Below are 23,626 nucleotides of genomic sequence, written 5' to 3'. Positions count from 1 at the left end.
CCAAAATCAAACAAATGCCGCTGACCTGGGCTGGCCGGATTTTTTACCGGTTTTTGCCCTACAGACACGCGGTTATTAGAGCCAATATCGACCAAGTTTTTGACAAGCAATTGAACGATGCAGAAAAGGAACACCTAATAAAGGCCTTCTATTCTCATTTAGCAACCTCGATTAAAGAAACCCTGTTCTTACGTTTTCTGAGTGAAAAAAAGCTGCGTAATCGCGTAGAAGTTCGTGGTGCCGAACATATGTTGGCTACTGTTAAAGAAGGACGTGGTGTTTTGGTGCTAACTGGGCATTTCGGTAATTGGGAATTTGCTCCACTCGGTGGAATTCTCAGTTTCGAAGAATTTAAAGGGCAATTCCATTTTATAAGGCGTACCTTAGGGAATAAAACGATAGAGAAGTTTCTATTTCGACGCTATTACCAAGCCGGTTTAAATGTGATTCCCAAGAAGAATTCCTTGCATCAGGTTTGTGATGCTCTGGAGCAGAACCATGCAGTTATCTTTGTTATGGATCAACATGCGTCCTTAGCTAATCGAGATGGCATTGCGGCTGAGTTTTTTGGCAAGAAAGCAGGCACTTATCGTAGTTTAGCTACCTTTTCTCGCCATACCGGCGTACCTGTGGTTCCAGCAGCAGGTTATCGTTTGCCAAACGGACGCCATGTCCTGGAGTTCTATGAGCCTATAAAATGGCAAGAATACGACTCTGTGCAAGAGTCTATTTATCGTAATACCTTGGCCTATAACCAAGCTCTCGAGCGTATTATTTTAGCTCGCCCAGAGCAGTGGTTGTGGTTGCACAAGCGTTGGAAGTTAAAATCAAGTTAAGTGTGTTTTTCCTTAGGCTAAGAGCGTGACTTCTGTTATCCCCCTCTACGTAATGTAATAGGTCACCCCCACATCGTTATTGAGAGGTAATAGGTCAAGTCCCTCCTTGTTTCAATACTACGTCATCCAGAGCGCAGCGAAGGATCTCCGGGATTAGCACGGTGCCACATTCAGGAGATCCTTCGCTGCGCTCTGGATGACGGGCTGCGTTAGAGGGTGGAGCTGACCAACAGCATAATTAAAAATTTACCCCAGTCGAACTAGATAAATTCACCTCGCTAAGCGGTGTTGCAGCTCTTTTAATTTTAGAACGGGAAAATACACCATAAGCACTTAAGTTTGGAGCAATCTTTTGGGTAGCAGGGGGCTGTTCTGTGTCATCCTCTTGCTCGTTTTGCGTCGGTAGCTCTTTAATGCGATCAAATAAATAAGCTGCTATTTCGGTCTGACTCTTTGAAAGACATCTCCTACGGGCTGCTTTCATGATGCGGAGATCTGGCATATTTTCTAATTCGCATAAATAGGAGACCATCGCGAGGCTTTTACTATTTACTGCCTCAATTAACGCTTTGTTTAAAAACTTTGTTGAAGGAGGGTGAGTGTTAAATAAATAGACTGCGAGCGAAAAATGCCCTTGCTTAATAGCCTCAAGCTGCGCATTCTCAATTGCGTGCGGTTGAGGTTTTATTTTCAGCAAGAGAAGTTTCTTAACATCAGATGAATTTCCTTCTTTGGCCATTGACAATAGTTGAGCATTAATTACCTGAGATAAATGGGGGGCTCCTGCAGATACGTTACAAATATAGTTCGCTGTGCCCCAACGATGGTTCTTAATTGCTGCCTTAAGCACGCGACCAGCGGCTGAGGCTAGTGTAAATTCCATTAAATAATTCACTATCCCTAAACGACCATTGGCTGCAGCATCAACCATCGCATCGGCGCAGACAGGCTGAGTTAGACAGCTCGGATGCGACTCTCTTAAATATTGCACGATGAGAGGAAAACCTAAGGCGGAAACCAGTTTAAAAACTCTCTCAAGGGCTCCCTTGCTGGGAGGGATATTTTCAGAAGAGCAAAAAAACTTCGTTAACTCAAGATTGTTTGATGTCGCCGCCAGCTCGAAGGCCTTATCAACTTGAGTTTGCATAGGTGGGCAGGGGCTATTGCAAAAATAGGCTAGAATTTCCAGATGATTGGATTTAAGCGCGATCTGAAAGAGCTTATTCATTACATACGTTTTAAGTGTATAAGATGGGTGCTCACAGAGAAATTTAACAATCTCAAGATGGCCCTTTGTTGCAGCACTCTCTAATAATTGGTTGAATACTTTAGCATTTACATGCGTAAAGCTATCCATTTCGACGAGTAACTTGATGGTAGTCAACTGACCTTCATCCACAGCTAGACGGAGTAAGTCAAGCAGCTGTTCTTTTTCAAGTTGAGCCTCTGGGAGGCTGCAAAGATAATTTGCAGTCTCCCAATGGCCTGCCGTAGTTGAAGCAGAAAGCGCGGGTTCAAGATCAATTAGATCTAAGTTGTAATTTTCAACAAGCAGTTGAATTAATCCTGTATTCCCTTGTTGAGCCGCCTTGATAAGTACACTAAGACCACCGTAGTCTTTTGCCATCCAGTCAGAATTGCCAAGTAAATCGGCAAGCTGTACGCGAAGGATTTGATCATCAATTGCGCACAAGAGTTCAACATAAACGCGCTCATGAAGGCTTGCACCAACGGGCGCTTTTCTATCAGGAAGCTCTAGGGCTTGAATAAATGCATCAAGGTCAAAAACTTGCCCATGCTGGTTAATAGAGCTCTGTACAATGCGAACGTATAAGCTGTATTTATCATAGGGTTCGACTTCGAGAGAGGGTTTTATTCCATTCAGGACTCGCAATTTCATCGATGTGTCCTGCCACATATCCTCAATGAGATGATAATTATGAGTAGCGAAGGTGGCATCTGAAGTATTGGCAGCAATAGTATCTTCAAGCAATTGCTGAAGATTTTGGCAGCGTTGCTTAAGATTCTGAGATCTATATGGATATTTTTCTAATAGTGCAATGAGCTCATCATCGTCGACTAAATGGGAGTTTTCATAAAGAGAATCAATAATCGCGTCAAAAATTAGTGGAGATGTCTCATGATGGCGTTGTAGTGACGCGTCAAACAGAGCTGATAGTTGCGCAATAAGGTCATAACTTGCAACATTGGCCCTTATTTCCTGAATAAAACTCGCTATGCTTGGGGCATCAATGCTATCTAAGAGTTCGGGGTTATAGGGGAGCAGATGCATAACAGCGCCATTTTGCGAGCTTAGTAACAGATCTAAGGACTCTATTCTAATTAGCGAGGCCAGTAGCTCCAACATTTGTGGATTTTCTTTGGCGATATAATTGATAAGAGCGGGCAACTCCGTAGTCAGGCAAGCAGGGCTATTCAAATGCTCTTCCAGCAAGTTAGACCAGTGCTCGTCCTCATTAACTGCAAGCCAGTTCAGAGCTTGGTGTAGAAAAGCGGAACCAAAGAGTTGATAGAGCGCATCAAAATTATTAGCTGTTGGGCTAAAGTCCAGAGTTCGCTCTTCAGGATCGATGCTTTGCACGCTGCCTTCTTCTTTAAGTTCGCCATCTAAGGCATAACGTTCAAACCCGCGCTCATCACAGCTCGTAATCTTTGCTTGTTCAATGAGTGGGGCGGTTTGAGGAAAATGGCTTAACAATTGGTATAAATAATGGATGTCACTATCTTCCGAGTCTAAATATGACATGTTGTATCTTAAAAAGTCATGTAATAGCTGGGTCTGTAAAATGGTTTCAACGCTAGTATTTCTTTCAATTAACCAAAGTAAAAATGCGGCAAGTTTTTCAGTTTCGCTTATTGAACTCTTAAATAAAGGCTGTATGCCTAAGGGATTTTCTTGTTCTGCTAAAAGTTGTTGTAGCAATAGCAGAGATTCATTGACTTGAGCTAAGCCCTTTGTCAGTTTTAAATTGTGTTCGGCAACTGTCCGGGTTTGCGGGTATCCGAGAAAGAGGTTTTTGTTATTAGCATAATATTCCATGCATGATTTAGCGTTTTCTGCTAATAAAGCCATGAACAGGCCGTTAACTTTTAAAGCATGATTGTCTGGGCGTTGGTCAAGGGGAAGTGTCAGCCAATACTCAAAAACTAGCATATAAGCCGAGTTTTCCTGCTTCTCTGTTTTTAAGGCACCCTCACAAAACTCAAGAAAACGAACAAGCCTACTTTGTTTTTCAAACGCCTCTAGTACTTCAGTAGATGAAGCCTTTGTGTATCTTGCTATTCTAACTGTGGCAAGTAACTTTCTCTCTTCAACTCTCGCATCAGTGAGTGCTCTTTGTATAGTGGGTAAGTTAAGGAGGATATTATCTAGATGAGTGATTGTTTCGCCATTTTTTATACAGTTTATCAGTGTCTCGAGCATGTTTTTTCACTCATTTTAGGATGGGGGATTTTCGTATTATAAGTCCCAGAAAACAAAGATCAACCTTTTTTTGTACTAAAGGATTCCTTTTGGAACTATAAGGTCATTTACAGAACCAAATTATGTCATTACAATGATCATTGTGTATAAAAAAAGCGTATCATTGCAATGCAAACTGCTTTTATTTTGTTGAACAAGATCGTGTTTTCTACTTGCTTACAATAGATAGATTGCTTGGGATAGAGAATGAAGAAAAGTCAGAGCCAATTTTTTGTTATTAGTAACGAACCAGTAGTAGTTAATAAAAAGTTAATTGATGAGTTAATTTGTTGGATGATTCTTTGCAAAGCAGCCTGTGATTCGCAGTTAGAGAAAAGGACCGCTGATTGTGAATTAAAGGCTGCCAGTGAGCGCTTCGAAATTCGTATAGAAGCTCTGCGAAAAATAAAGACAAACTGTCCGATTTCAATGGCTGAATTGACGCTGTTAATGCAATTCGGAAAACTTGCAGAGTCCCCTGCAATTGCTAACTATCCTAATGTGTATAGACCTCATTGATTATTCGTTGTTTGGGATAAAAATTCTCATTCATTCCGAATCCCCGCAGCTTGATCCATCGATCTACACAAATGTCTGTAATAGGTGAGCGCTGTTACCCTAAGGCACGTCATCCAGAGCGCAGCGCGTGCTAATCCCGGAGATCCTTCGCTGCGCTCTGGATGACGTGTGACATCACAAATGTCTAAAAGTCCGTAGAATTCCTAAAGCTAATTTTGTACCTTGTTTCCAGGGGCAATGAAAAATTGGAAATAATAGTTATACAATTTGACAAAAGTTCCGTCTTCTTCATTTTTCAGGAGAATTTTATTGATTTCATCAATATCAGCGCTGTGATCAAAGGTAGTTAAGATTCCCATTCCCTCACCCACAGGTATTTTCTCATTAAGTGCACGAATTATTGAGGGATGTTGATGAGCTAAATATAAGGCGGTGTCGTAATTCAGAAAAACAGCATCAATCTCATCATTTTTCAGTGCGAGTATTAAATCACCATATAAAGAATAAGATGATGGGATGACTGGTATTGGGAAGTTAGTCGATAAATATTCTATATAGACTTTTCCTTTTAAAGCTCCAACTCGCTTGTCTCTTAAGTCGTCAAGCGTCTTAATTGGGCTAGATGTTAGCGTTACAAAACCTGCTTTACTTGGTAGATAGGGCGTACTGAAGAGAAAGGCTTGGCGACGGGCTGGAGTGATAACAATACCTCCAATGGCAAAATCAATTTTATTCGTAACGAGAGCTGTAAAAAAATCATTGCCTACTATGGGGATAAATTCACACTGCCATTTCATACGTTCACAAACCATTTTCATAAGAGCAATATCGAAGCCTTGAATAGGCATATTTTGAACGTTAATAGCGAAAGGGGGTTGAAATAGCGGGGTGCCAATACGTACCACCGCATACGAGGAAATATTGAAAAGACAGGCTAATAAAAAGATGATAATGGGAAAAATCCTCATTTTCATATTAGGTCCCTGGGCAGCTCTGGTGATTAAATTATAGACTAAATATTGGGTACCGAGTGGGCCCAAGGCCCGTCATCCTCAACAAAGTGAAGGATCTCCTGAATGTGGCTTTGTGCCTGCTTTCGGAGATCTCTCTCTATGTTCGAGATGACGTTTTGACCGGGGTTAGCCTGCCCTTTGCAAAAGCTTTAACATTGTGGATTTATCAATATAACCAACAGCAGTTAATTGATTTTGTAGCTGTCCCTGCGCATCAAAAAATAGCATGGTTGGTGTGCCATAAATGGAAAAATATTTTTTGATTGCGGCAACCTCTTGATTGTTTTCACTGATATCAACTTTGACACTGACCAGCCCCGACATTGCTTTGCTAATCTCTGCCTGATTAAATACCTGTGAGTCCATATTCTGGCAATCACTGCACCAACTGGCAGAAAACTCAAGAAAGACAGGTTTAGAGTCTGTCTTGGCTAAGGCCAACTGTTCTTTTACTGCTTCCAGAGTGTTAACTTCAATAAAGGGGGCATGGGAAGCCGCCAATTCTTCGGTCTTGCTTCGAAATTCAGGTGCAAGGCTGTGATAGGCCACTACAGTTCCCAAGATAAGAGCCAAAAGACCGAATAATTGGAGCACGCGTTCTGATTTATTCATGGCTGATCTTAAAAGCCCTAGGTTCAGGCTAGTAATGAATAATAAAACGACCCACAAAAGATTTGTTGCCAGAGAGGGTAAAATACGCCCTAGCATCCAAATGGCGATACCAATCATCATAAGGCCAAAGAGTTGCTTGATTTTTATCATCCAGGCACCTGTTTTAGGTAAGACCGAACCGTATCCAGCACTTACCAGGACTAAGGGGACTCCCATTCCTATTGCCATGACAAACAAGATCAAACCGCCTCTAAGTGCCTGACCGTTCTGGCCTATATAGGTTAAGACGCCTATTAAGGGGGCGGTAACACAGGGGGACACAACTAAGGTTGAGATGACTCCCATCAGAGCCACAGAAAGAAAACTATGTTTATTGCTCTTTTTACTAAAGTGATTCAAGCCCAGATTGAGTTTTGCCGGAAGACGCAACTCAAATAAGCCAAACATAGACAGAGCCATTAGCAGAAATAAAAGGCTAAAAGCGATAATGACAGAAGGCCTTTGCATCTGTGTTTGGATGGTGGATCCCATAAAACCAGCCAACATACCTGCAGCAGCATAGGTAACAGCCATCCCGGCAACATAACCAAGAGACAACTTAACTGCCTTGTGGGTTGAGAGTGAATCCTGACCGGCAATGATGCCAGATAGAATAGGAACCATTGGCAGAACACAGGGCGTGAAAGCCAGCAATAGACCGATAGCAAAGAACGCGCTTAAATAGACGAAGGCGTTATTTTGTTGAATAAAACTCATGATCATTTCTGGATTTGAACTTTCAAAATTCAGAGAGAATGACCATGCCATATGGCTAATAAACATTAGCGCGAAAACGGCAGCTAACCGTGTGACGTTTTTCATTTTTAATCCTTATTTAATTCAGTAAAAATAGCTGATTTAGAGAATAGACCCTGCATTCCAAACACTGCTGAGGTGGAAGGCGATCTACTATCAATAACTCTTTATGAACTAAATAGGAGGTTTAAATAGCCGGGAGACTGGGGAATTGGAACTTAAGGGAATCAAGCTGAAAAACAGAGCGCCAGCGACGATAAATAGATAAGGCGCGGCCTGAATCTCATGTTCTGTTAAGGTGTAATAAGAGGTTAATTGGCAGGTGCTGACTAGAGGGGCACGACTTGTGCAATCACTACTTCTTGTTGAGTAATGTGTTGATTCTATGTTGTTTTTATCATTTGCAGGACTTAGCAATGGCTTTAATGATAAAAAAACCAAACAGAGAATGATTAGATAATGAAGTAACTTTATACTCGCTTTCATGAAAAATATCATAGCAGCCGCTTGCAAGGTTGTAAATAATTAAACCATTTTTGGCTTTGCCTCGTCCCTCTAACGTAGCCCGTCATCCAGAGCGTAGCGAAGGATCTCCTAAAGAGGCACTCTGCTAATCCCGGAGATCCTTCGCTGTGCTCTGGATGACGGAGTGTGGGTGTTACCAAACGCTCTACTTCTGCCAAAAATGCGGCGAAAAAAGAATCAATAGCGAAAAGATTTCTAAGCGACCGGCTAACATTGCAAAAATTAATACCCATTTGCTGGGGGCGCTTAGCTGGGCAAAGTTTTCATGAATGTCACCGATTCCTGCTCCGGCATTGGATAAGGATGCCGTAATCGCTGAAAAGGAAGTAATAAAATCATTGCCTAAGGCCATAAAGACCACAATAAGAAAGGTAAATAATGCAAGGAAGACGGAGATAAAGCCCCACATGGCTTGTAAGATCGGCTCGGCCAGACTCTGATTGCCAAATTTAATAGGAATAATGGCGTTGGGATGCAGGAGGCGAGCCATTTCGCGTTTAGATTGTTTGTAGATTAATAGGGCGCGAATCACTTTAACTCCACCGCTTGTCGAGCCCGCGCAACCACCAATCAAGGCTAGAAGTGTGATGAGGATAGGAACAAAGGTTGGCCAATTGGTAAAAGGTGCGGATATAAAACCAGTCGTTGTTGCTAAGGAGATCACATTGAATAAACTTTTGATCAGAACATGGTGGTCGGCCTTAAAGAAGCCATAGAACACCAGGCTTATCGTGACTAAGAGGCTGGCAAAAAATAAGAAGCCAATGTAATAACGAAATTCTTCATCATGCCAATAGTGCAGAAGGCTACGTTTCTTAAAGGCAATAAAATGCAGCGCGAAATTTGTACCACCCAGTAACATGAAAAGACAGGCAATAGCTTCTATCATATCGCTTTTGTAAAAAGAGAAACTTTCATCGTGCATGGAAAAGCCACCTGTTGAAACCGTGGCAAAGCTTTCACCCAAGGCGTCAAACCAATCCATGCCTGCTGCCCAATAGCAGAGCATGCAAATCAAGGTTAAAAGCAAATAAATGAACCAAAGCGCTTTGGCTGTTTGCGCAATACGCGGGGTCAGTTTTGAATCTTTCATCGGGCCTGGCGTTTCAGCTCGGTAAAGCTGCATCCCTCCAACCCCCAACATAGGTAGGACCGCAACAGCCAAAACAACAATTCCCATACCCCCTAAAAACTGGAGTTGTTGGCGATAAAATAGAAGAGCCTGTGGCAATCCATCTAGATGCTCAATGATGGTCGCGCCTGTTGTTGTAAAGCCGGATACTGACTCAAACAAGGCATCAGTCATGCTGTGGTGTTGATGGTGCAGAGCAAAAATAAACGGTAGGGAGGCAAAGAGGCAGAGTACAAACCAAAACAAAACGACAATGAGAAAACCATCACGGATTTTAAGTTCTTGGTGCTGCGTTCTAAAGCTTAGCCAAAGTGTAAAGCCTGTAGTGAAGGTGCAAATAAAAGCAATTACAAAAGGCAGCCAAAATGTCTCATGGAAAACAAAATTGATGAGCAAAGGCGTGATCATGCTCAAACTAAACATCATCAAAAGTAAGCCTAATAAACGAAGTATGGTTTTAATTTGCATCTTGATTTAGCTCATAAAGGTCAGGCTAACTTGGAACAAGGATTCGATTTGGCGAATGTAACGCTTCTTTAATACCAAAAGAATAACATGATCGCCCGATTGCAGAACCAGATCGGATGTCGCCATTAGGACCTCTTCTTTGCGGGTAACTGCCGCGATTGAGCAGCTTGGTGGCAACTCAAGTTGCCCAAGCTGTCGGCCTACTACCTGAGAGGTCAGTTCATCGCCGTGGGTGACCAGTTCGATAGCTTCTGCCTCATCATTCTGCAGGCGGTAAATTTTGATCATATTGCCCCGGCGCAATTTGGCCAGAATACTACCAATGGTAATCAATTGCGGCGAAATGGCGTGATCAATAGCACTATCTTCAATCAACTCAACATAGGCGCTGCGATTGACCACAGCGACAACATGGCGTGCACCCAAACGTTTAGCTTGTAGACAGGACATAATATTAGCTTCGTCATCATTAGTGACCGCACAAAAAACATCAGTGAATTCAATATTTTCATTAACTAAAAGATCGCGATCCGCAATATCACCTTGTAAAACAGTCCCTTTGTGCAAATGAGAGGCTAGGGTGGAGGCTTGCTCCAAACTACGATCGATGACTTTAATCCGGTATTTTGATTCTAAGACTTGGGCAAGTTTAGAACCAATGTGACCCCCACCAGCAATCATAATGCGATGGTTAGGATTGGTGTTACGTCCTAAGGCAGTGAGCACTTCCTGAATCGCAATAGGGGAGGCGGCAAAGAGCACATCATCTCCAATGGCGATTTCACAATTTGCATGAAGTTCAATAGCCTGCTTGTCACGAAAAATAGCAACAACTCTCGCTTTAATCGGGTGCAGGTACTCATAAAGTTGTTGGATAGTTTTGCCAACCATCAGGCCTGAAGCGACAGGTTTAATGGTAATCAACAGAATTTTGCCCTCAGCAAATTCAAGAACCTGGGTTGCGCCGGGGTAGTTGATCAAATTTTCAATATGTTCGGTAACTAATTTTTCCGGACTAATACAGACGTCAACAGGGACATGATCATTACGGAATAGTTGAGGATAATCGTAATAATCTTGTGCGCGTATACGAGCAATTTTTGTTGGAGTTCGAAATAGGCTGTAAGCAATCTGACAGCCCATCATGTTAATTTCATCACTATCAGTAACCGCAATTAACATATCAGCTTGTTGAATGCCGGCTTCAATTAATACATTAGGGTGTGCTGCAGAGCCAAGTACTGTTTTTATATCAAGCCGATGCTGGAGCTCACGTAAACGATTCTCATTTAAATCAATCAAGGTGATGTCATTATCTTCACGCGCTAAATTACGTGCCAGGGCAGCGCCAACCTGTCCTGCTCCGAGGATAACTATTCGCATGGGAATAAAACTCCCTCATAGACGAAGGTAGCTGGGCCGGTTAGATAAATGGAGCCTTTGGTGTCAGGCCAATCAATGCGAAGCTCGCCGCCAGGTAAACTAACCTTAATTTGATTCGCCATTTGATGCCAAAGACGTCCGACAGCCGCCGCAGCAACTGCGCCGCTGCCGCAGGCTCTGGTTTCGCCACAACCTCGCTCATAAACACGTAAACGCAGGTGGCTAGCATCAATAATTTGCATGAATCCGGCATTCGTTTGTTCTGGAAAAAGACTGTGCTCGCTTATTTGTTGTCCTAGGCTGACAACTGGTGCATCAGCGAGATTATCAACAAGGGTTACCGCATGCGGATTGCCTACACTAATCGCATGTATTTTACAGCTCGAGCCATCGCTTAGGGGCAGAGAATAAAGTACCTCTGAATGACTAGCACTAAAGGGGATATCCTCAGGTTCTAGTCGGGGAAGGCCCATATCAACGGTGACGCTATTATCGTCGTTCAGCACGAGGGTCATTTCAGTTGTTTTAGTGGCTACTCGAATGGATTTTTTATTAGTCAGAGCATAATGATGAACAAAGCGCGCCAAGCACCGAGCGCCATTACCGCATTGTCCAACCTCATTTCCATCTGCATTGAAGATCCGATAAAAAAAATCAAGTTCCGGGCTTTTGGAGGTTTCAACAACCAAGCATTGGTCAAATCCAATACCAGTATCACGCCGAGAAATTTTTTTAATCAGGTCGGGACTTAGGTTGATCTGCTGGTTTATCGCATCAATCACCATAAAATCATTGCCAAGGCCATGCATTTTTGTAAATCGAATTGTCATTTAATGACTCACTGATGTTGAGGCGGTTGAGATTTTGCTGGTTGCTCAGGTTTTGGTAAGTAGAGAGGACCTTTTTGCCCGCAAGCAGATAAAACCACTACAGCCATACAAGTTATAAACACATAGGGAAGTATACGCATTGTGAGTTATCGCTCAGTAAATCACTGAGTATAATGAATCCCTTTGTAAACCGCTATGATCTTTCTAGGTTAAAAACAGGATAGTGTTGCGCCACCATCCAATACAGAGAGGTCGTCATTTTCATCTGCTCCCGGAGAAACTGAGCTCGTGTAATCCCCTCCCAGTGGGGCTAAGCTATCTTCAGTTAGATCACCATTCAGCTCTACCTGATCATTGCCATCTTGTTCATCATCGAAACTACTCAGGAGCTCAATCGATTTATGCATAGGGCCGGTTATGCGCTTATAGGAGCGTGAATTGATATGGATCGTTTCAAAATGTCCAGCTCCCCATTTCAGGGAGAAAATAAGTTCATCAGGAATAAAGGAGTCGCCTGTGTAAGAGGGTGTCACCGTAATTTCGATGCTTTCTACCCCCTCTTGAATTAATTTACGTGCAATAGGCTGCTCCACTAGCTCCAGGGTGTTGTAATTGGATGCAGCAGTACCCGGAATTAAATTTTCTTTGCTTTGTTCGCCGCCAAGAAAATAGGCAATGAGATGTGACCAATGGTAATCATGGCCACTAATAGTAATGAGTTCATCACTACCCTCTGCTTTGAAGATATCATGGCAGCGAGCACCGGTTACTTGTAATTGGCTTACCCTTCTGCGCACATTGCTGCGAGCCCGTAATTTTTCCAGGGTTGCGACGAAGGTTATTGGCCCGGGTCGTTCAAAACGTAGCGCTGGGATTTGCTCTAAAACTTCAGCGCGTCGTTTGTTCTTCGATATTTCAACCATCCCTGACTCAGATTTTTTCCCATAAGGGGTGAGAGGTTTAAAGAAATTGCCTTTAGAGTTACCCCAATAGGGGCGAACTTTGCTTCCTCCTGGCGTCCTTTGTAGTCCCGTGAAGCCTTTTTCAGGTGTTGCTGGTTCAAGTTCTGCAACGCGTGCACCTGTTTTTCGCAAGGGTGAATGCAAATAGAGATTGCCTGCCGTTGATTGGAAAATCAGTTCATTTTCACCATCTTTGTATCGTTCTCTGCGTTTAAAACTTCGTATTTGTGGTGCGGAATCTAAGGGGCTCAGCACCTTCACCCTCCGAGGGGGCTGGTCTCTGGAAAACTGAGCGATGTAAGCATTGTAGTCCGTCTTTGTTATATCGCTGAGCTCATCTAAAAGAAACCTTCGTGTTAGATGTTTTAGACTTAATTTTTCAAAGCGACGAATTAACTCCAACCATTCGTGACGATCTGTTACTGACGAGTCTAGTTCCGGCAAATGCCTTATTGCTCGTTTTTTAAATAAAGCGATTTTCTCGTCTTCAGCGAGAATTTGAGTGTCGTGAAAAATTGTCAGAGTTTGCTCAAGTAAAAAATCATCTGCGTCAGCCGCATTAAATAAAACGAAGATTTCATTAAGCGCTGTGTTGCTAAGGGTGAAACGCTTTGACAAACCGGAGATTAAAACGTCCCGATGCTCAGCTGAACATTGTTCATAGAGCTCTACAATTTGCTTCCATATAGTTTTGTCGAGCTGATAATCAACAGTTTTGCTGTCCAAAGACCGCAGTAAGGCTTGAATTTGTTTTAACATCGTTCGATTTGATCTGTAAGTTAACGTCGATTGACTGATAGCAGAGAAATATATCACAGCTATACCCAATTAACTTCAAGATACATGGATTTATGCGATAGTAGAAAACATGTATCTTGAAGTTAATTGGGTATATATACACTAACCTATCTTGCCATAATAAAAGGCTTTGGGGATAATTTGAGTTTTTTTGTTGGAGGCATTCGTTGAACGTTTATTTAAAAGAGCCACAACAGCCAGCACAAGCTTGTGTGATATGGATGCATGGATTAGGTGCAGATGCTTCCGACATGGCCGGGCTTGCTGAACAGCTATCTATTGGTGGGCTTGCTGTGCGTCACGTATTTTTGGATGCGCCAGTTCGTCCAGTGACAATTAATGCTGGCATGGCTATGCGTGCTTGGTACGATATAGTCGGCATGAAATTGACTGATAGAGAAGACAAGCAAGGCATTATGGCGTCAGCAGCCTTTATTCAACAAGTTTTTGACGATCAACTGAGTACTGGATTGTCAGGAGCTAAGATCTTTTTAGCTGGATTTTCTCAGGGTGGGGCGATGGCTTTGTACTCAGCCTTACATATTAATACTCCAGTTGCTGGTGTCATTGCTCTCTCAGCCTATTTGCCTTTGGCTGAACAATGCAAGACAGACTTAGCTAAGGATACCCCTATCTTTATTGCTGGTGGGATTTATGATCCTATTGTTTTACCCCTTTGGACCAGGCAATCTACTGAATGGTTGGGGACGGCTGGCTATGGCAATATTAGTTTTCATAATTACCCTATGGAACATTCCATCTGTGCGGAAGAAATTGCAGATCTTTCCAAATGGCTTGTTGCACAAATAGAGGAAGAACGTTAATGGCTGTTGTTAAAAAATCGAAAGTTGTCCCTTATTCTTGTGAGCAGATGTTCAATTTGGTCAATAGCATTGAGCATTACTCCGAATTTGTTCCCTATTGTACGCAAAGTATGGTGCATCATCGCGATACAGATGAAGTCCAGGCAACTTTGATTATTGCTGCTGCTGGAATGAGCAAATCCTTTACTACCCGGAATCGCTTACAAACTAATAAAATGATTGAAATTCGCTTGGTTGATGGGCCCTTTCACCATTTAGAAGGCTTTTGGCGCTTTGATGAAGAACAGGATGGCTGTCGCCTATCTTTTGATTTGGAATATGAATTAGCAGGCCGTATGCTTTCCATGTTTTTAGGCCCGGTCTTTGAACAGGTGACTGATAAAATGGTTGATGCCTTCTGCGCGCGCGCTGAGTCTATATATGGTCAAAGCTGAGCTTGTTTATCTCCCTGTAGACGGAGAGGCTATCCATCTGCACCTTTGCTTAGAGGTAGGGTCTACTGTCGCTGAGGCTTTGGAAGCTTCTGGCCTATTTGTGACAAATCCAGAAGCCAAGGGCTTGACTGTCGGCATATTTTCAAAACAGGTACCTTTGGAGCGGATAGTGAAATCTGGTGATCGTATAGAGGTCTATAGGCCACTAACCCTAGATCCTAAAGAGAAAAGAAGACAGAGAGCGAAAGGAAAAGCCAGATTTGGCGCATCTTGAACGAAAACGGGGTCTAATCTGCACTCAAATCTGACTTTTCCTTATTACGTCATCCAGAGCGTAGCGAAGGATCTCCGGGATTAGCACGGTGCCATATTCAGGAGATCCTTCGCCGCGCTCTGGATGACGTTGCGTTAGGGTGACAGGGCTGATCTATTACAGAGTTTTAATTTGAGGTTACTATCTTAGGGCTTCTCTCAATTCGACTAAGCGAACCGTGTGAGAAATATAAGGTTAGATTTTGCACTACTAAGGGACCATTTCCTTTCCGCAAAGTATAAGCATAATCCCAGCGATCATTGTTGAAGGTTGGGCTTAAGAGGCTCGACCCCAACAAAATTGCTGCATCACTTTTACTCATACCGATTTTTAATCGTTGCACAGTTTCTTGCGGTAACATGTTGCCTTGTTCGACAACACGTCTAGAAAAATCATAGGACGCACAGTTAGTCAGCGATAAGATTAAAGCCATTCCTAAAAAAATTGTTCCAACGCGCATTTTTTTGCCTGCTATTAAAAATTTCGCCATAATAACATGTCATCCGTTGAAAGACACCTTACCTAGGAGCATTTGTGGAAGAAAGTCAGCAGTTAAAAGATGCGGGATTAAAAATTACCATGCCGCGTTTAAAAGTGTTGCAAATTTTAGAACAGTCACCGGATCATCATCTCAGTGCTGAGGGAGTTTACAAAGCATTGCTAGATATGGGGGAGGATGTTGGGGTTGCAACAGTTTATCGTGTCTTAACTCAATTTGAAGCTGCTGGTTTAGTCGTCCGTCAAAATTTTGAGGGCGGTCATTCCGTTTTCGAACTAAGCCAGGGCGAGCACCACGATCATTTGGTTTGTGTTAAATGTGGTAGAGTTGAAGAATTTATTGATGAAATCATTGAGCAAAGGCAAAAAATGATAGCGGAGCAAGCTCATTTCAAAATGACTGATCATGCTTTGAATATTTACGGCTTATGCCCAGATTGCCAAAATGCGGCATAAAAGCGTATATACTTATTCAATATAGATACAAGGACGATTAGCAATGTATGAAGATTTGCGTATCCCTTATGCAGCAAGCGATTTGCCTTCCGTACAGTTAGGCGGGATTTTACTTAAGGATAAGTTGCTTGACGATTCGCCAGTCAATCTTGTCCTTAAATCACTCAACCGCCATGGCTTGATTGCAGGAGCAACAGGTAGTGGTAAAACTAAAACGATTCAGGTACTTAGTGAACAACTTTCTTTATTAGGTGTACCCAGTCTAGTAATGGACATTAAAGGAGATGTCTCTGGTTTAGCTGAGTCAGGAGAAGAAAATCCTGCCTTGGCCGAACGAGCCAAAGGCTTGGGCTTAACCTTTAACCCTCGAGCGTTCCCTGTTGAATTTCTCAGTTTAAATGACTCTCCTCAGGAGGGCGTCCCTCTCCGCTCTACCGTAAGCGATTTTGGTGCCGTGTTGTTTTCACGTATGCTCGATATTAATGACACCCAAGCTGGTGTTGTAACCATCATTTTTGAATATGCTAAAGCAAATAATTTGCCCTTAATCGATTTGGCAGATCTAAAAGCGCTTTTACAGTTTGCACAAACTGATGAAGGGAAGGAAAAGGTTGAAGCTAATTTTGGCGGGGTCTCGGCAGCTACTGTAGGCACAATCATGCGTAAATTGATTGAACTCGAAGCACAGGGCGGCGATAAATTTTTTGGTGAGCCTGCCTTCAAGGTGCTGGATTTAGTGAGAACCAATGAGCAGGGCCATGGCATTATTTCAATATTACGATTGATGGATATGCAAGATAAACCCAAGCTGTTTTCAACCTTTATGCTGAAACTTTTGTCGGATGTTTATCGACAGATGCCCGAATTAGGGGATCCACCAAAACCCAAATTAGTTTTGTTTATTGACGAAGCGCACCTGATTTTCTCGAATGCCAGCAAAGCCTTATTAAGTTTGTTAGATACTATGGTGAAGCTAATTCGGTCCAAGGGAATTGGCCTTATCTTTTGTACGCAAACACCCAATGATATTCCCGATGCTGTTTTAAGTCAGTTAGGCCTGAAAATTCAGCATGCCTTAAGAGCTTTTACAGCCAAAGATCGGAAAGCCATGAAACTGGTTGCACAAAACTTTCCCTCGACAAATTACTATGATACCGAGCAACTTCTGACTGCTCTAGGTATAGGGGAAGCGCTGGTCAGTGGTTTGGATGCTAAAGGACAGCCTACACCCTTGGTGGAATGCCGTGTTCGTGCCCCGGAATCACGGATGGGGGTAATTAGTCAGCAGGAACTGGCGGCTTTAGTTGCCCAATCATCGCTCATTCAGCGTTATGGTACGCGAGTGGAGACGAGTTCTGCCCAGGAAATATTGGCAGCTCAGCGTGAAGCTGAGAGGAGTACTGTAAATGGCGCGGCCAAACCTAATGATTCTGCTGCAGATAGTGAAGAGTCAATGGTTGAAAAGATCAGTAAAAACACCTTATTTAGGCAGGTAATTCGGCAAATAATGCGCGATCTAACTCGTTCGTTATTGTCTGCTTTAGGGATAAAGCGACGTTAGGTTTTGGTTAATTTTATAGTTTGAGATCTTATGAAAATTAGTATTGAGGATGGCGAATTATTGATAGATGTTTATTCGCGTTTCCTATTTCGCGTATGGGGCATATTGTTTATTGCCACAGGCCTTATTTTTTTATTTCCCATGTTGGTTCAATATAGTATTAGTTGTGAGGAAAAAGGGTTAAAACATGCAAATATTTGTACCTTAAATACGAGTTTTTTCAAAATATACAGCAAAGATACTTATTTGGGCGAATTGAAATCTGCAACAGTATCCAATTTTGTCGAAGGTAGGGCGAACTCTATCTATTACTGCCTATTATTAAATACCAGTGAAGGTTACATTAAAGTTCCTAATATTCGCTCAAAAAGAAATATCGATATTGTTTATGTTGCTGATGCTGTGGATAGCTATATTAACGAAAGCGACAAGAAAAATATTAGTATTCCTAAGGTCGAATCTGTGTGGTCTTATTTCAAAGTACTGATATTTCCTTTTATAGGGTTTTCATCGCTTTTATTTCGCTTAATTACCATAAAGTTCAGCAAAAAAACGAACACAATAACTATTGCTGCTAAGAATATAATTAACACCCATGAAACAATAATTTCTATTGATGATGTTGCTAAATTAATTCTTGAAGAACATGGTAAACATCATAAGGAATACAGCCTAGCATTAATATTAAAAAATGGCGAAGAGATTCACCTGCCTGGCGTGCATGATTCCAGCATGGCGCATATTGAAGAAATAGCCCGAGAAATAAAGCCTTTTCTTAAAAACTATTAGGCATGTTCTTTGTACAGGACAGAAAATAGAAACTCCTCTAATTCGTTCCGAATCCCGCGGTCAAGCCGCGGGAGTTCGAATTTTCTCTGAGATTACAAATTCTTGTCTCGTACAAAGCAAAATTGGAATGCTTGGTTTTCTTTAATATTTCCTTAATATTAGATCTATAAAATTCGCCAAAATAATTTATAGATATTAAGAAATAAATGCTGTCTGTAACTGAAATAAAAAAAGATTTGTCGGATAAAAAGAACGTTATTTTTGTTCCTTTTTCTGCGACCGAAAACAATTTTTCTTTATACTTTCGTGCCTTAACTTGGCGACAAAATCTACGTGATTCGAACAAGCATGACAAGATTCCAGAAATTGTCATGTACCGTCATCCAGATGAGACCAATGAAGAGTATGAAGAGTATGACGTTCATTTTCAGTTTTCTGCTGAGAATTTACCTACGAATACAACAGTCTATGTAATAGCGGATGGGACTGGAAACCCTGGTTATGTGACGAATACCAATCAATTTTTCTACCAAAAACACAACGATACCCCCAGCTTTTTACCCGTTGAAGCTATTGCCTGGCGTATGATGCAATGCGGCTTAACACCTGAGTTAGCCCAAAATCTGAAAGTTATTAAGCTTTATATCTGTGATGAAAACGATAGTAACCAAAAAATGGCGCTTAATTTTGCATATAGTTTAGGTGAATTTTACAGTGAAATTCTACTCAATTTTTACAAGGCCAGATTAAATATCCCAATGTTTTATTCTTTAGGAACTAGCCCTCTTGTTGCTAGAAAGTACGGTGAAATCTTTTCGATAGAAGATGGTGTAGAACAACTTATTGAGTCTGGTTTTGCGAGTCAATACAGAAAAGATTTGCTGATAAGAGACGCTTTGCATATGGTTAAGGATGAAGAATATGAGGGAGTTTTAGCCGAACGGCAAAGAGCGAGAGCCTTTGAAAATACTGATGAGACTTCAAGATTAGAAGAGCAAATTTCTAGCTTAACTATTGCGGAAACGGAGTATTCTGGGGGTGTTTTAAGTGGACTTCTTGTCGAATCTCTCGATGATGATTCAGCCGATGAGGCCGGCGCAAATTCGCAAGCCCCTTTCCTATTAATTGAAGATTTAGATGATGATGACAGCCCAACAGCTATAAGCTACTCACAGAGTACTGCGCTGATAGTATGGTCAAAACCTAACAGTTTCAGCTTTTTCACTGAGTCTAGGTCAGAGCAGGTTGTAGCTGCATCTAGCACTAAACTCAGCGATAAGCAAGATTTCTTCGGATGCTAGCGAGGGCCGCGTGCTGGCTGAGGTGCCCTTTCTAGCAGCTCAGGGTGAGCCTCTACAAAATCTCGTGCTTGTCTTTCCTGGGTTGCCCCATAGGAATCAGGAGCAGCTTCGAGCTGTTTTTCTTGCATCTCCTCAAGTACAGCACAGGGGAGGTAATAGTCGCTTGCATCAAGTTCTGGATCAAGATGGCAGCCCTCTAAAATAAACTCAGGCGTGTATCCATGATCGCAATAAAGCTCTTTTTTACTTAAAGACTCAATAGCCATTCCGTCTTGGAAAACGATTGAGGCCTCTTCTGGGTTGACACGCCGTTCTTCATAACCAAACCCCTCAGAGTATGAGTAAACATGACTCACTTTACCCTTCGCATGTTGTCCGATGAAGCCTACAATCTCCTTGCCAGGTAAAAGGATGCTTAGCATTCTGGCTGGTGAGATAAAGTAATCGCTACCATTATTAAACTCGCAGCCAGTATAACAACCGCTTAATACAATATGATTAACCTCTGTATTTAGATACGCCTCAAGAGCGTGAATAAAACCGACAAATTGTACGGTACCTTCGAATTCTGAAGCTTGGCTTTTGTCTGCGCCAAAAAGCCAGCCTGGTGCTCCATGAGCTTCAAACCAAACGGTAATTTGAGGTTTCATTGGCCCCGGTTTGATTACCTTCTTAAATGACGCTCCTGTGCTTTCACTGAACTCGATGGCTGCTTTATTGAGCATACCAAAGCCTAAGTCGCCCACAAAGGTTTTTGTTGGTAGGAATTTTACTGCATTACGCAAAGTAGGATCGGGATTATTACGGTCATGCGGTGATTGAACTATGAAGGCAAGAGGTTTGTCTTTCCCTGCCAGTCCTGAAAGTTTAGGTTTTAAAATTTTCTCTGATCGTTTACCCATAATAACCTCTACACAATTGAAAGAATACTTTCTATAAAGTGTAGTGGTCAAAAATTAAGCAGATATTATTTTAAGGAATGACAATTAAATACCTAGTATTACTTTTTAGTCACAAAGCACAAAGTAAAGTTAGATTTGAGTGAATATGATTCTAAAAGTGAAACAGAGCTGGTTATGTCTCTTTTTTAGAATTATTTTTGCTCAATAGAGCAAATATGGTTTTTTCGCATTCCCTTGCTAGCACCGAAACAGCTAAAACAAGCGCCAATAAAAAATAAACCAAAAATAATGAAAGTACTTTCCGCCAACATTTTAGGAGAGGCGGTTGGGCTAGGAGCATCATTAGTGATTCCCTCATTATTCTTGATATTGGTGGGTAAGGCTTCAATAGTTAACCCTGGACTATTTGAGGCTGTAGTATCAGAGGGGTAAAGTGTTGCGTTGAAGCTTGCAATGTATTGATTAAGAGGGAGAGCAATCAAAGCATTTAAGAGTAAAACAAGGCTCCAGGTTGTTAAGCCATAGAAGATAGCGAGATGGCGTTGGGGTTTTTCCGGGCGTCCCAAATAGCCTGTGGCATAGCCAGCAATTAACATGGATATTGCTAAGCCTATAAGGAGGCTAACCATTCCTCCAATAGCGATAAGCATCGCACCTGTATTTGCAGTACTAAACAAGCTCAAACTTAGAGCTAAACCAAAGAGGTCGAGCAGCACACCCAGGCCAAAACCAATCAGAGTACCAACAAAAATTGCAGTCCATGAGATCTGGTTAAATAATTGCGGGGTGAAAGTAGACTTCTGGTCGCTTGTCATAGTATTCCTTCAAAAGGTAAACAGGCTTAGGCTCATTGTTATAAACAATTTTAGTTAAAATAGAAAGGGCAAAAAAATGATCACGGAGCTAATTGACCTGGATAATTCTATCAAGTAGTATCATTCTCAGCCTTGGAAAGGCTAAAAGGAAAATATGGAGTTTTATCATGAAAAGCAAGAGTTGTATGTCCAAGCAAATGGAATCGATTATCCCAAGTTTCAATTCAATTTGTATTCTTCATTCATCTTTTCTTTCTTGATACAGCTCAATTTGTTATTGAATCGCAAGTTAACAAGAAAAAGGAATGATGATGGAATACCCCATAAAATCTAAAAACACAGATTTATTCATAAATAAAACTGAAATTTTTGTATGGCCAGGATTAAGGCTTAAAAATTTCATCCACTTTGGAAATTATCCTCCTAAATCGTGAAGCTCAGGAACAGTTTAAGAGCTTTCTTTATCTTGATGTGAAGCTAATAGGTTAGCCAGCTAGGCACCAAGTTCTGTCACTGCGAGGAACGTTGTGACGAAGCAATCTAAAGTTCATTGCTTCGATCTTGGATCGCTTCGCTTTGCTCACAATGATGGAGTGGAGTGACCTATTAGATGTAAAGAATTAGCAAGTTTACCTCCCAATGGAATTAGTAGGATGAAACGATTTTTAGCTATTTTATTAATAGGGTTTATTTCTGGGCCAACAATCGCCGAGGTTTCAACGACCTATAAGCCTAATGTTAACTTTTACAATTTAAAGCCAGATATACATACGGTTTTCTATGGGGAGCAGGTTGTTCTCCCTATATACATGGACTTTACGCATCTTAAAACACATCAGCAATGGCTATTCCCGGCAAATGTACAACCGCAAAATGCTAGTGGATTCTGTCCACCTTTTATAAATAGTAAAATTTACATCGATATAGGATTCTGTTTTTTCAATGTAGTTATCACAGGTGATCGATTAACAGCTAATCGGCTAAACAATGTTATAAGTGGTGTTGGCCTATACCGTTATTATGGTAGCGAAAACGGCGTTCATTGGGACGAGTCAAAGGACTTGCGTTTCTCAGTTGAGGTAATTCCTCATCCCTTATCAATGGCAAATTTGCCTTTACAAAACGCTATTGCCAATTTACCCGTTTATGTCGATCTCAAACGCTATGTTAATTATTATGATGAAAATATCCAGGCAGGGAGCCCTGCCGCTGCTGAAGTCTCTCCGCAACAACTTGATGGTCTCTACTATGATCCCGCTCGTTTTGCGATAGTCGGTACGCCCTCGCGAACTGGCTCCTATCAATTTAGCATTGCCGTACAAAATGCTTTCTCAAAATCAGCAGCAACCAAGCTGTATTTTGACGTGGGTGTTAATCAACGAGACAAGCCTGCGTTTAGAAAAAATTACCAGGTTGCCAGTGCTACACCTGGTCTCAATTATCAACTGAATTTAATGGAGTTTATTGAGCCTAAGGCAAGTTTTCTGCTTAGTAATCCAGTTCATTTTCGGATTGATACTAATGAAAGTCATCCTGATTGGTTGAGTATCGGCGGTCCTGGTGAAACTGTTCTCCAGGGAACTATTCCCGTATATGAAGCTGGTACAACAAGACAGGTAACCATCATTGCCTCATCCAATACTGGGGGGGATTCTGAACCGCTAAGACTACAGATTCCTATAGTAATAGATCCGGCCTCTAAGTCACATATATCCCCCTTCGTGCTTAAAAAATCGGCTGGAACTGAGTTTGAATATGATGTGCGCCAACACATCTTCGATCCGGCTAATGATGCTAGCCTGCAACTGATTATTGATAAGGTTGAACCGGCTGCGAGTTGGCTAAGAATCTCACCATCAAGCCCGACCGCACTGATAGGTACTATTCCTGATAATGCTGTTGGCCAGCTCTATCAAGTGAGTTTACACACGAATACACGAATTGGTGGCAATTCCGAGGTGATTAAGATTCAGCTAGCTATAGATTTCGATCAGGAAAAAAGACCTCGCTTTAAAGCAGAAAATCCGCAATTCCCAATAGCATCTCTCGGAGTTCCTTATGAGCATGATTTTGTTTTCAATCGCGATATTTATCCCGACTACGAGGATGAGGCCTATGTTGTCGAGTTCGCCGAGAGTTGTAGCAATCCTTCATGGTTGCGCATAGAAGACAATAAGCTGCTCTCTGATCAGGTCCCTGAGGATCTTGATGAACAATTCTATGAAATTTGCCTCACTATCAAAAATAAAGCAGGAGGCAAATCAGAGGCTATCCCATTGACCTTAGTTGCCATGAATTAACCATGAACTATTGAATTCTCCCGGCTTGACCACGGGATCTGAGAGTAGAGAAAGATAAAGACTGGATTTCGGGACA

The 23,626-nt window shown here is 41.8% G+C and carries 22 protein-coding genes; 10 read left to right on the top strand and 12 right to left on the bottom strand.

Annotated elements, in window-relative coordinates:
- The first annotated feature begins 14 nt into the window (after window positions 1-14).
- Complete coding sequence (locus BN1094_RS11335; protein WP_425411913.1) at window positions 15-836, top strand: lysophospholipid acyltransferase family protein; 822 nt, start codon at window positions 15-17, stop codon at window positions 834-836.
- 238 nt (window positions 837-1,074) lie between these two features.
- On the opposite strand, the gene BN1094_RS11330 is transcribed toward BN1094_RS11335, so the two are convergent.
- Window positions 1,075-4,281, bottom strand: coding sequence for an ankyrin repeat domain-containing protein (locus tag BN1094_RS11330; protein ID WP_043874478.1), 3,207 nt, complete (start codon window positions 4,279-4,281; stop codon window positions 1,075-1,077).
- Between the two features lie 246 nt (window positions 4,282-4,527).
- Here BN1094_RS11330 and BN1094_RS11325 point away from each other — a divergent pair, with 246 nt between their 5' ends.
- On the top strand, window positions 4,528-4,839 hold the full coding sequence (locus BN1094_RS11325; RefSeq protein ID WP_043874477.1) for a hypothetical protein: 312 nt from the start codon (window positions 4,528-4,530) through the stop codon (window positions 4,837-4,839).
- A 209-nt stretch (window positions 4,840-5,048) separates the two neighbouring features.
- Here BN1094_RS11325 and BN1094_RS11320 read toward each other — a convergent pair whose 3' ends face one another.
- The 8 genes from BN1094_RS11320 to BN1094_RS11290 form a co-directional block, all read right to left on the bottom strand.
- Window positions 5,049-5,813 (bottom strand): transporter substrate-binding domain-containing protein, encoded by a 765-nt coding sequence (locus BN1094_RS11320; protein ID WP_043874651.1) that lies wholly within the window; start codon window positions 5,811-5,813, stop codon window positions 5,049-5,051.
- 165 nt (window positions 5,814-5,978) lie between these two features.
- Window positions 5,979-7,325 (bottom strand): protein-disulfide reductase DsbD, encoded by a 1,347-nt coding sequence (gene dsbD, locus BN1094_RS11315; protein WP_052403259.1) that lies wholly within the window; start codon window positions 7,323-7,325, stop codon window positions 5,979-5,981.
- A 108-nt stretch (window positions 7,326-7,433) separates the two neighbouring features.
- Window positions 7,434-7,745, bottom strand: coding sequence for a lpg1681 family protein (locus BN1094_RS11310; protein ID WP_043874476.1), 312 nt, complete (start codon window positions 7,743-7,745; stop codon window positions 7,434-7,436).
- A gap of 184 nt (window positions 7,746-7,929) precedes the next feature.
- Window positions 7,930-9,384 (bottom strand): TrkH family potassium uptake protein, encoded by a 1,455-nt coding sequence (locus BN1094_RS11305; RefSeq protein WP_043874475.1) that lies wholly within the window; start codon window positions 9,382-9,384, stop codon window positions 7,930-7,932.
- A 6-nt stretch (window positions 9,385-9,390) separates the two neighbouring features.
- Window positions 9,391-10,767 carry a Trk system potassium transporter TrkA gene (gene trkA / locus BN1094_RS11300; RefSeq protein WP_043874474.1) on the bottom strand — a complete coding sequence of 459 codons (1,377 nt, stop codon included), beginning with the start codon at window positions 10,765-10,767 and terminating at the stop codon, window positions 9,391-9,393.
- Window positions 10,758-11,597: a diaminopimelate epimerase gene (dapF, locus tag BN1094_RS11295; RefSeq protein WP_043874473.1), complete on the bottom strand. Its 840-nt coding sequence runs from the start codon at window positions 11,595-11,597 to the stop codon at window positions 10,758-10,760. The genes trkA and dapF overlap by 10 nt, the downstream gene beginning before the upstream one ends.
- An 8-nt stretch (window positions 11,598-11,605) precedes the next feature.
- A complete protein-coding gene (lptM, locus tag BN1094_RS19335) occupies window positions 11,606-11,737 on the bottom strand; it encodes an LPS translocon maturation chaperone LptM (RefSeq protein WP_081935127.1) in 132 nt (43 codons plus the stop codon).
- A gap of 69 nt (window positions 11,738-11,806) precedes the next feature.
- Window positions 11,807-13,318, bottom strand: coding sequence for a DNA/RNA non-specific endonuclease (locus BN1094_RS11290; RefSeq protein WP_043874472.1), 1,512 nt, complete (start codon window positions 13,316-13,318; stop codon window positions 11,807-11,809).
- 206 nt (window positions 13,319-13,524) lie between these two features.
- On the opposite strand from BN1094_RS11290, the gene BN1094_RS11285 reads away from it, so the two are divergent.
- From BN1094_RS11285 to BN1094_RS11275, 3 genes are read left to right on the top strand one after another with little or no spacing between them, the layout of a single operon-like run.
- A complete protein-coding gene (locus tag BN1094_RS11285) occupies window positions 13,525-14,181 on the top strand; it encodes an alpha/beta hydrolase (protein ID WP_081935126.1) in 657 nt (218 codons plus the stop codon).
- Window positions 14,181-14,615, top strand: a complete 435-nt coding sequence (locus BN1094_RS11280; protein ID WP_043874471.1) for a type II toxin-antitoxin system RatA family toxin — start codon at window positions 14,181-14,183, stop codon at window positions 14,613-14,615. The genes BN1094_RS11285 and BN1094_RS11280 overlap by 1 nt, the downstream gene beginning before the upstream one ends.
- Window positions 14,602-14,889 carry an RnfH family protein gene (locus BN1094_RS11275; protein WP_043874470.1) on the top strand — a complete coding sequence of 96 codons (288 nt, stop codon included), beginning with the start codon at window positions 14,602-14,604 and terminating at the stop codon, window positions 14,887-14,889. The genes BN1094_RS11280 and BN1094_RS11275 overlap by 14 nt, the downstream gene beginning before the upstream one ends.
- Window positions 14,890-15,055: 166 nt before the next feature.
- Here BN1094_RS11275 and BN1094_RS11270 read toward each other — a convergent pair whose 3' ends face one another.
- Window positions 15,056-15,418, bottom strand: a complete 363-nt coding sequence (locus BN1094_RS11270; RefSeq protein WP_043874469.1) for an outer membrane protein assembly factor BamE — start codon at window positions 15,416-15,418, stop codon at window positions 15,056-15,058.
- Window positions 15,419-15,462: 44 nt separating this feature from the next.
- On the opposite strand from BN1094_RS11270, the gene fur reads away from it, so the two are divergent.
- The 4 genes from fur (at window position 15,463) to BN1094_RS11250 (ending at window position 19,533) form a co-directional block, all read left to right on the top strand.
- A complete protein-coding gene (fur, locus tag BN1094_RS11265) occupies window positions 15,463-15,882 on the top strand; it encodes a ferric iron uptake transcriptional regulator (RefSeq protein ID WP_043874468.1) in 420 nt (139 codons plus the stop codon).
- 43 nt (window positions 15,883-15,925) lie between these two features.
- Entirely contained in the window at window positions 15,926-17,443 is a 1,518-nt protein-coding gene (locus BN1094_RS11260; protein WP_043874467.1) for a helicase HerA-like domain-containing protein, read from the top strand.
- 30 nt (window positions 17,444-17,473) lie between these two features.
- Complete coding sequence (locus BN1094_RS18880) at window positions 17,474-18,232, top strand: hypothetical protein (protein WP_052403258.1); 759 nt, start codon at window positions 17,474-17,476, stop codon at window positions 18,230-18,232.
- Window positions 18,233-18,438: 206 nt separating this feature from the next.
- Entirely contained in the window at window positions 18,439-19,533 is a 1,095-nt protein-coding gene (locus tag BN1094_RS11250) for a hypothetical protein (protein WP_043874466.1), read from the top strand.
- Here BN1094_RS11250 and BN1094_RS11245 read toward each other — a convergent pair.
- Together BN1094_RS11245 and BN1094_RS11240 are read right to left on the bottom strand one after the other, a co-directional pair.
- Entirely contained in the window at window positions 19,530-20,435 is a 906-nt protein-coding gene (locus BN1094_RS11245; protein WP_043874465.1) for a hypothetical protein, read from the bottom strand. The genes BN1094_RS11250 and BN1094_RS11245 overlap by 4 nt on opposite strands.
- 191 nt (window positions 20,436-20,626) lie before the next feature.
- Window positions 20,627-21,250 carry a hypothetical protein gene (locus BN1094_RS11240; RefSeq protein ID WP_043874464.1) on the bottom strand — a complete coding sequence of 208 codons (624 nt, stop codon included), beginning with the start codon at window positions 21,248-21,250 and terminating at the stop codon, window positions 20,627-20,629.
- A 653-nt stretch (window positions 21,251-21,903) separates the two neighbouring features.
- Between BN1094_RS11240 and BN1094_RS11230 the strand changes: the two genes are divergently transcribed.
- Window positions 21,904-23,550 carry a hypothetical protein gene (locus BN1094_RS11230; protein WP_043874462.1) on the top strand — a complete coding sequence of 549 codons (1,647 nt, stop codon included), beginning with the start codon at window positions 21,904-21,906 and terminating at the stop codon, window positions 23,548-23,550.
- Window positions 23,551-23,626 lie beyond the last annotated feature (76 nt).

This window comes from Legionella massiliensis, from assembly GCF_000756815.1.
Classification (GTDB): Bacteria; Pseudomonadota; Gammaproteobacteria; order Legionellales; family Legionellaceae; genus Tatlockia; species Tatlockia massiliensis.
This window is presented reverse-complemented; position numbering and strand designations above follow the sequence as displayed.

Excerpts from the sequence above, each read along its gene's own strand:
- BN1094_RS11305 (WP_043874475.1), bottom strand. The coding sequence starts at position 9,384 with ATGCAAATTAAAACCATACTTCGTTTATTAGGCTTACTTTTGATGATG.
- BN1094_RS11245 (WP_043874465.1), bottom strand. The coding sequence starts at position 20,435 with ATGGGTAAACGATCAGAGAAAATTTTAAAACCTAAACTTTCAGGACTG.
- BN1094_RS11275 (WP_043874470.1), top strand. The coding sequence starts at position 14,602 with ATGGTCAAAGCTGAGCTTGTTTATCTCCCTGTAGACGGAGAGGCTATC.
- BN1094_RS11290 (WP_043874472.1), bottom strand. The coding sequence starts at position 13,318 with ATGTTAAAACAAATTCAAGCCTTACTGCGGTCTTTGGACAGCAAAACT.
- BN1094_RS18880 (WP_052403258.1), top strand. The coding sequence starts at position 17,474 with ATGAAAATTAGTATTGAGGATGGCGAATTATTGATAGATGTTTATTCG.
- dapF (WP_043874473.1), bottom strand. The coding sequence starts at position 11,597 with ATGACAATTCGATTTACAAAAATGCATGGCCTTGGCAATGATTTTATG.
- BN1094_RS11260 (WP_043874467.1), top strand. The coding sequence starts at position 15,926 with ATGTATGAAGATTTGCGTATCCCTTATGCAGCAAGCGATTTGCCTTCC.
- BN1094_RS11320 (WP_043874651.1), bottom strand. The coding sequence starts at position 5,813 with ATGAAAATGAGGATTTTTCCCATTATCATCTTTTTATTAGCCTGTCTT.
- BN1094_RS11325 (WP_043874477.1), top strand. The coding sequence starts at position 4,528 with ATGAAGAAAAGTCAGAGCCAATTTTTTGTTATTAGTAACGAACCAGTA.
- BN1094_RS11240 (WP_043874464.1), bottom strand. The coding sequence starts at position 21,250 with ATGACAAGCGACCAGAAGTCTACTTTCACCCCGCAATTATTTAACCAG.
- BN1094_RS11270 (WP_043874469.1), bottom strand. The coding sequence starts at position 15,418 with ATGGCGAAATTTTTAATAGCAGGCAAAAAAATGCGCGTTGGAACAATT.
- lptM (WP_081935127.1), bottom strand. The coding sequence starts at position 11,737 with ATGCGTATACTTCCCTATGTGTTTATAACTTGTATGGCTGTAGTGGTT.
- BN1094_RS11330 (WP_043874478.1), bottom strand. The coding sequence starts at position 4,281 with ATGCTCGAGACACTGATAAACTGTATAAAAAATGGCGAAACAATCACT.
- trkA (WP_043874474.1), bottom strand. The coding sequence starts at position 10,767 with ATGCGAATAGTTATCCTCGGAGCAGGACAGGTTGGCGCTGCCCTGGCA.
- dsbD (WP_052403259.1), bottom strand. The coding sequence starts at position 7,325 with ATGAAAAACGTCACACGGTTAGCTGCCGTTTTCGCGCTAATGTTTATT.
- BN1094_RS11280 (WP_043874471.1), top strand. The coding sequence starts at position 14,181 with ATGGCTGTTGTTAAAAAATCGAAAGTTGTCCCTTATTCTTGTGAGCAG.
- BN1094_RS11310 (WP_043874476.1), bottom strand. The coding sequence starts at position 7,745 with ATGAAAGCGAGTATAAAGTTACTTCATTATCTAATCATTCTCTGTTTG.
- BN1094_RS11250 (WP_043874466.1), top strand. The coding sequence starts at position 18,439 with ATGCTGTCTGTAACTGAAATAAAAAAAGATTTGTCGGATAAAAAGAAC.
- BN1094_RS11335 (WP_425411913.1), top strand. The coding sequence starts at position 15 with ATGCCGCTGACCTGGGCTGGCCGGATTTTTTACCGGTTTTTGCCCTAC.
- BN1094_RS11230 (WP_043874462.1), top strand. The coding sequence starts at position 21,904 with ATGAAACGATTTTTAGCTATTTTATTAATAGGGTTTATTTCTGGGCCA.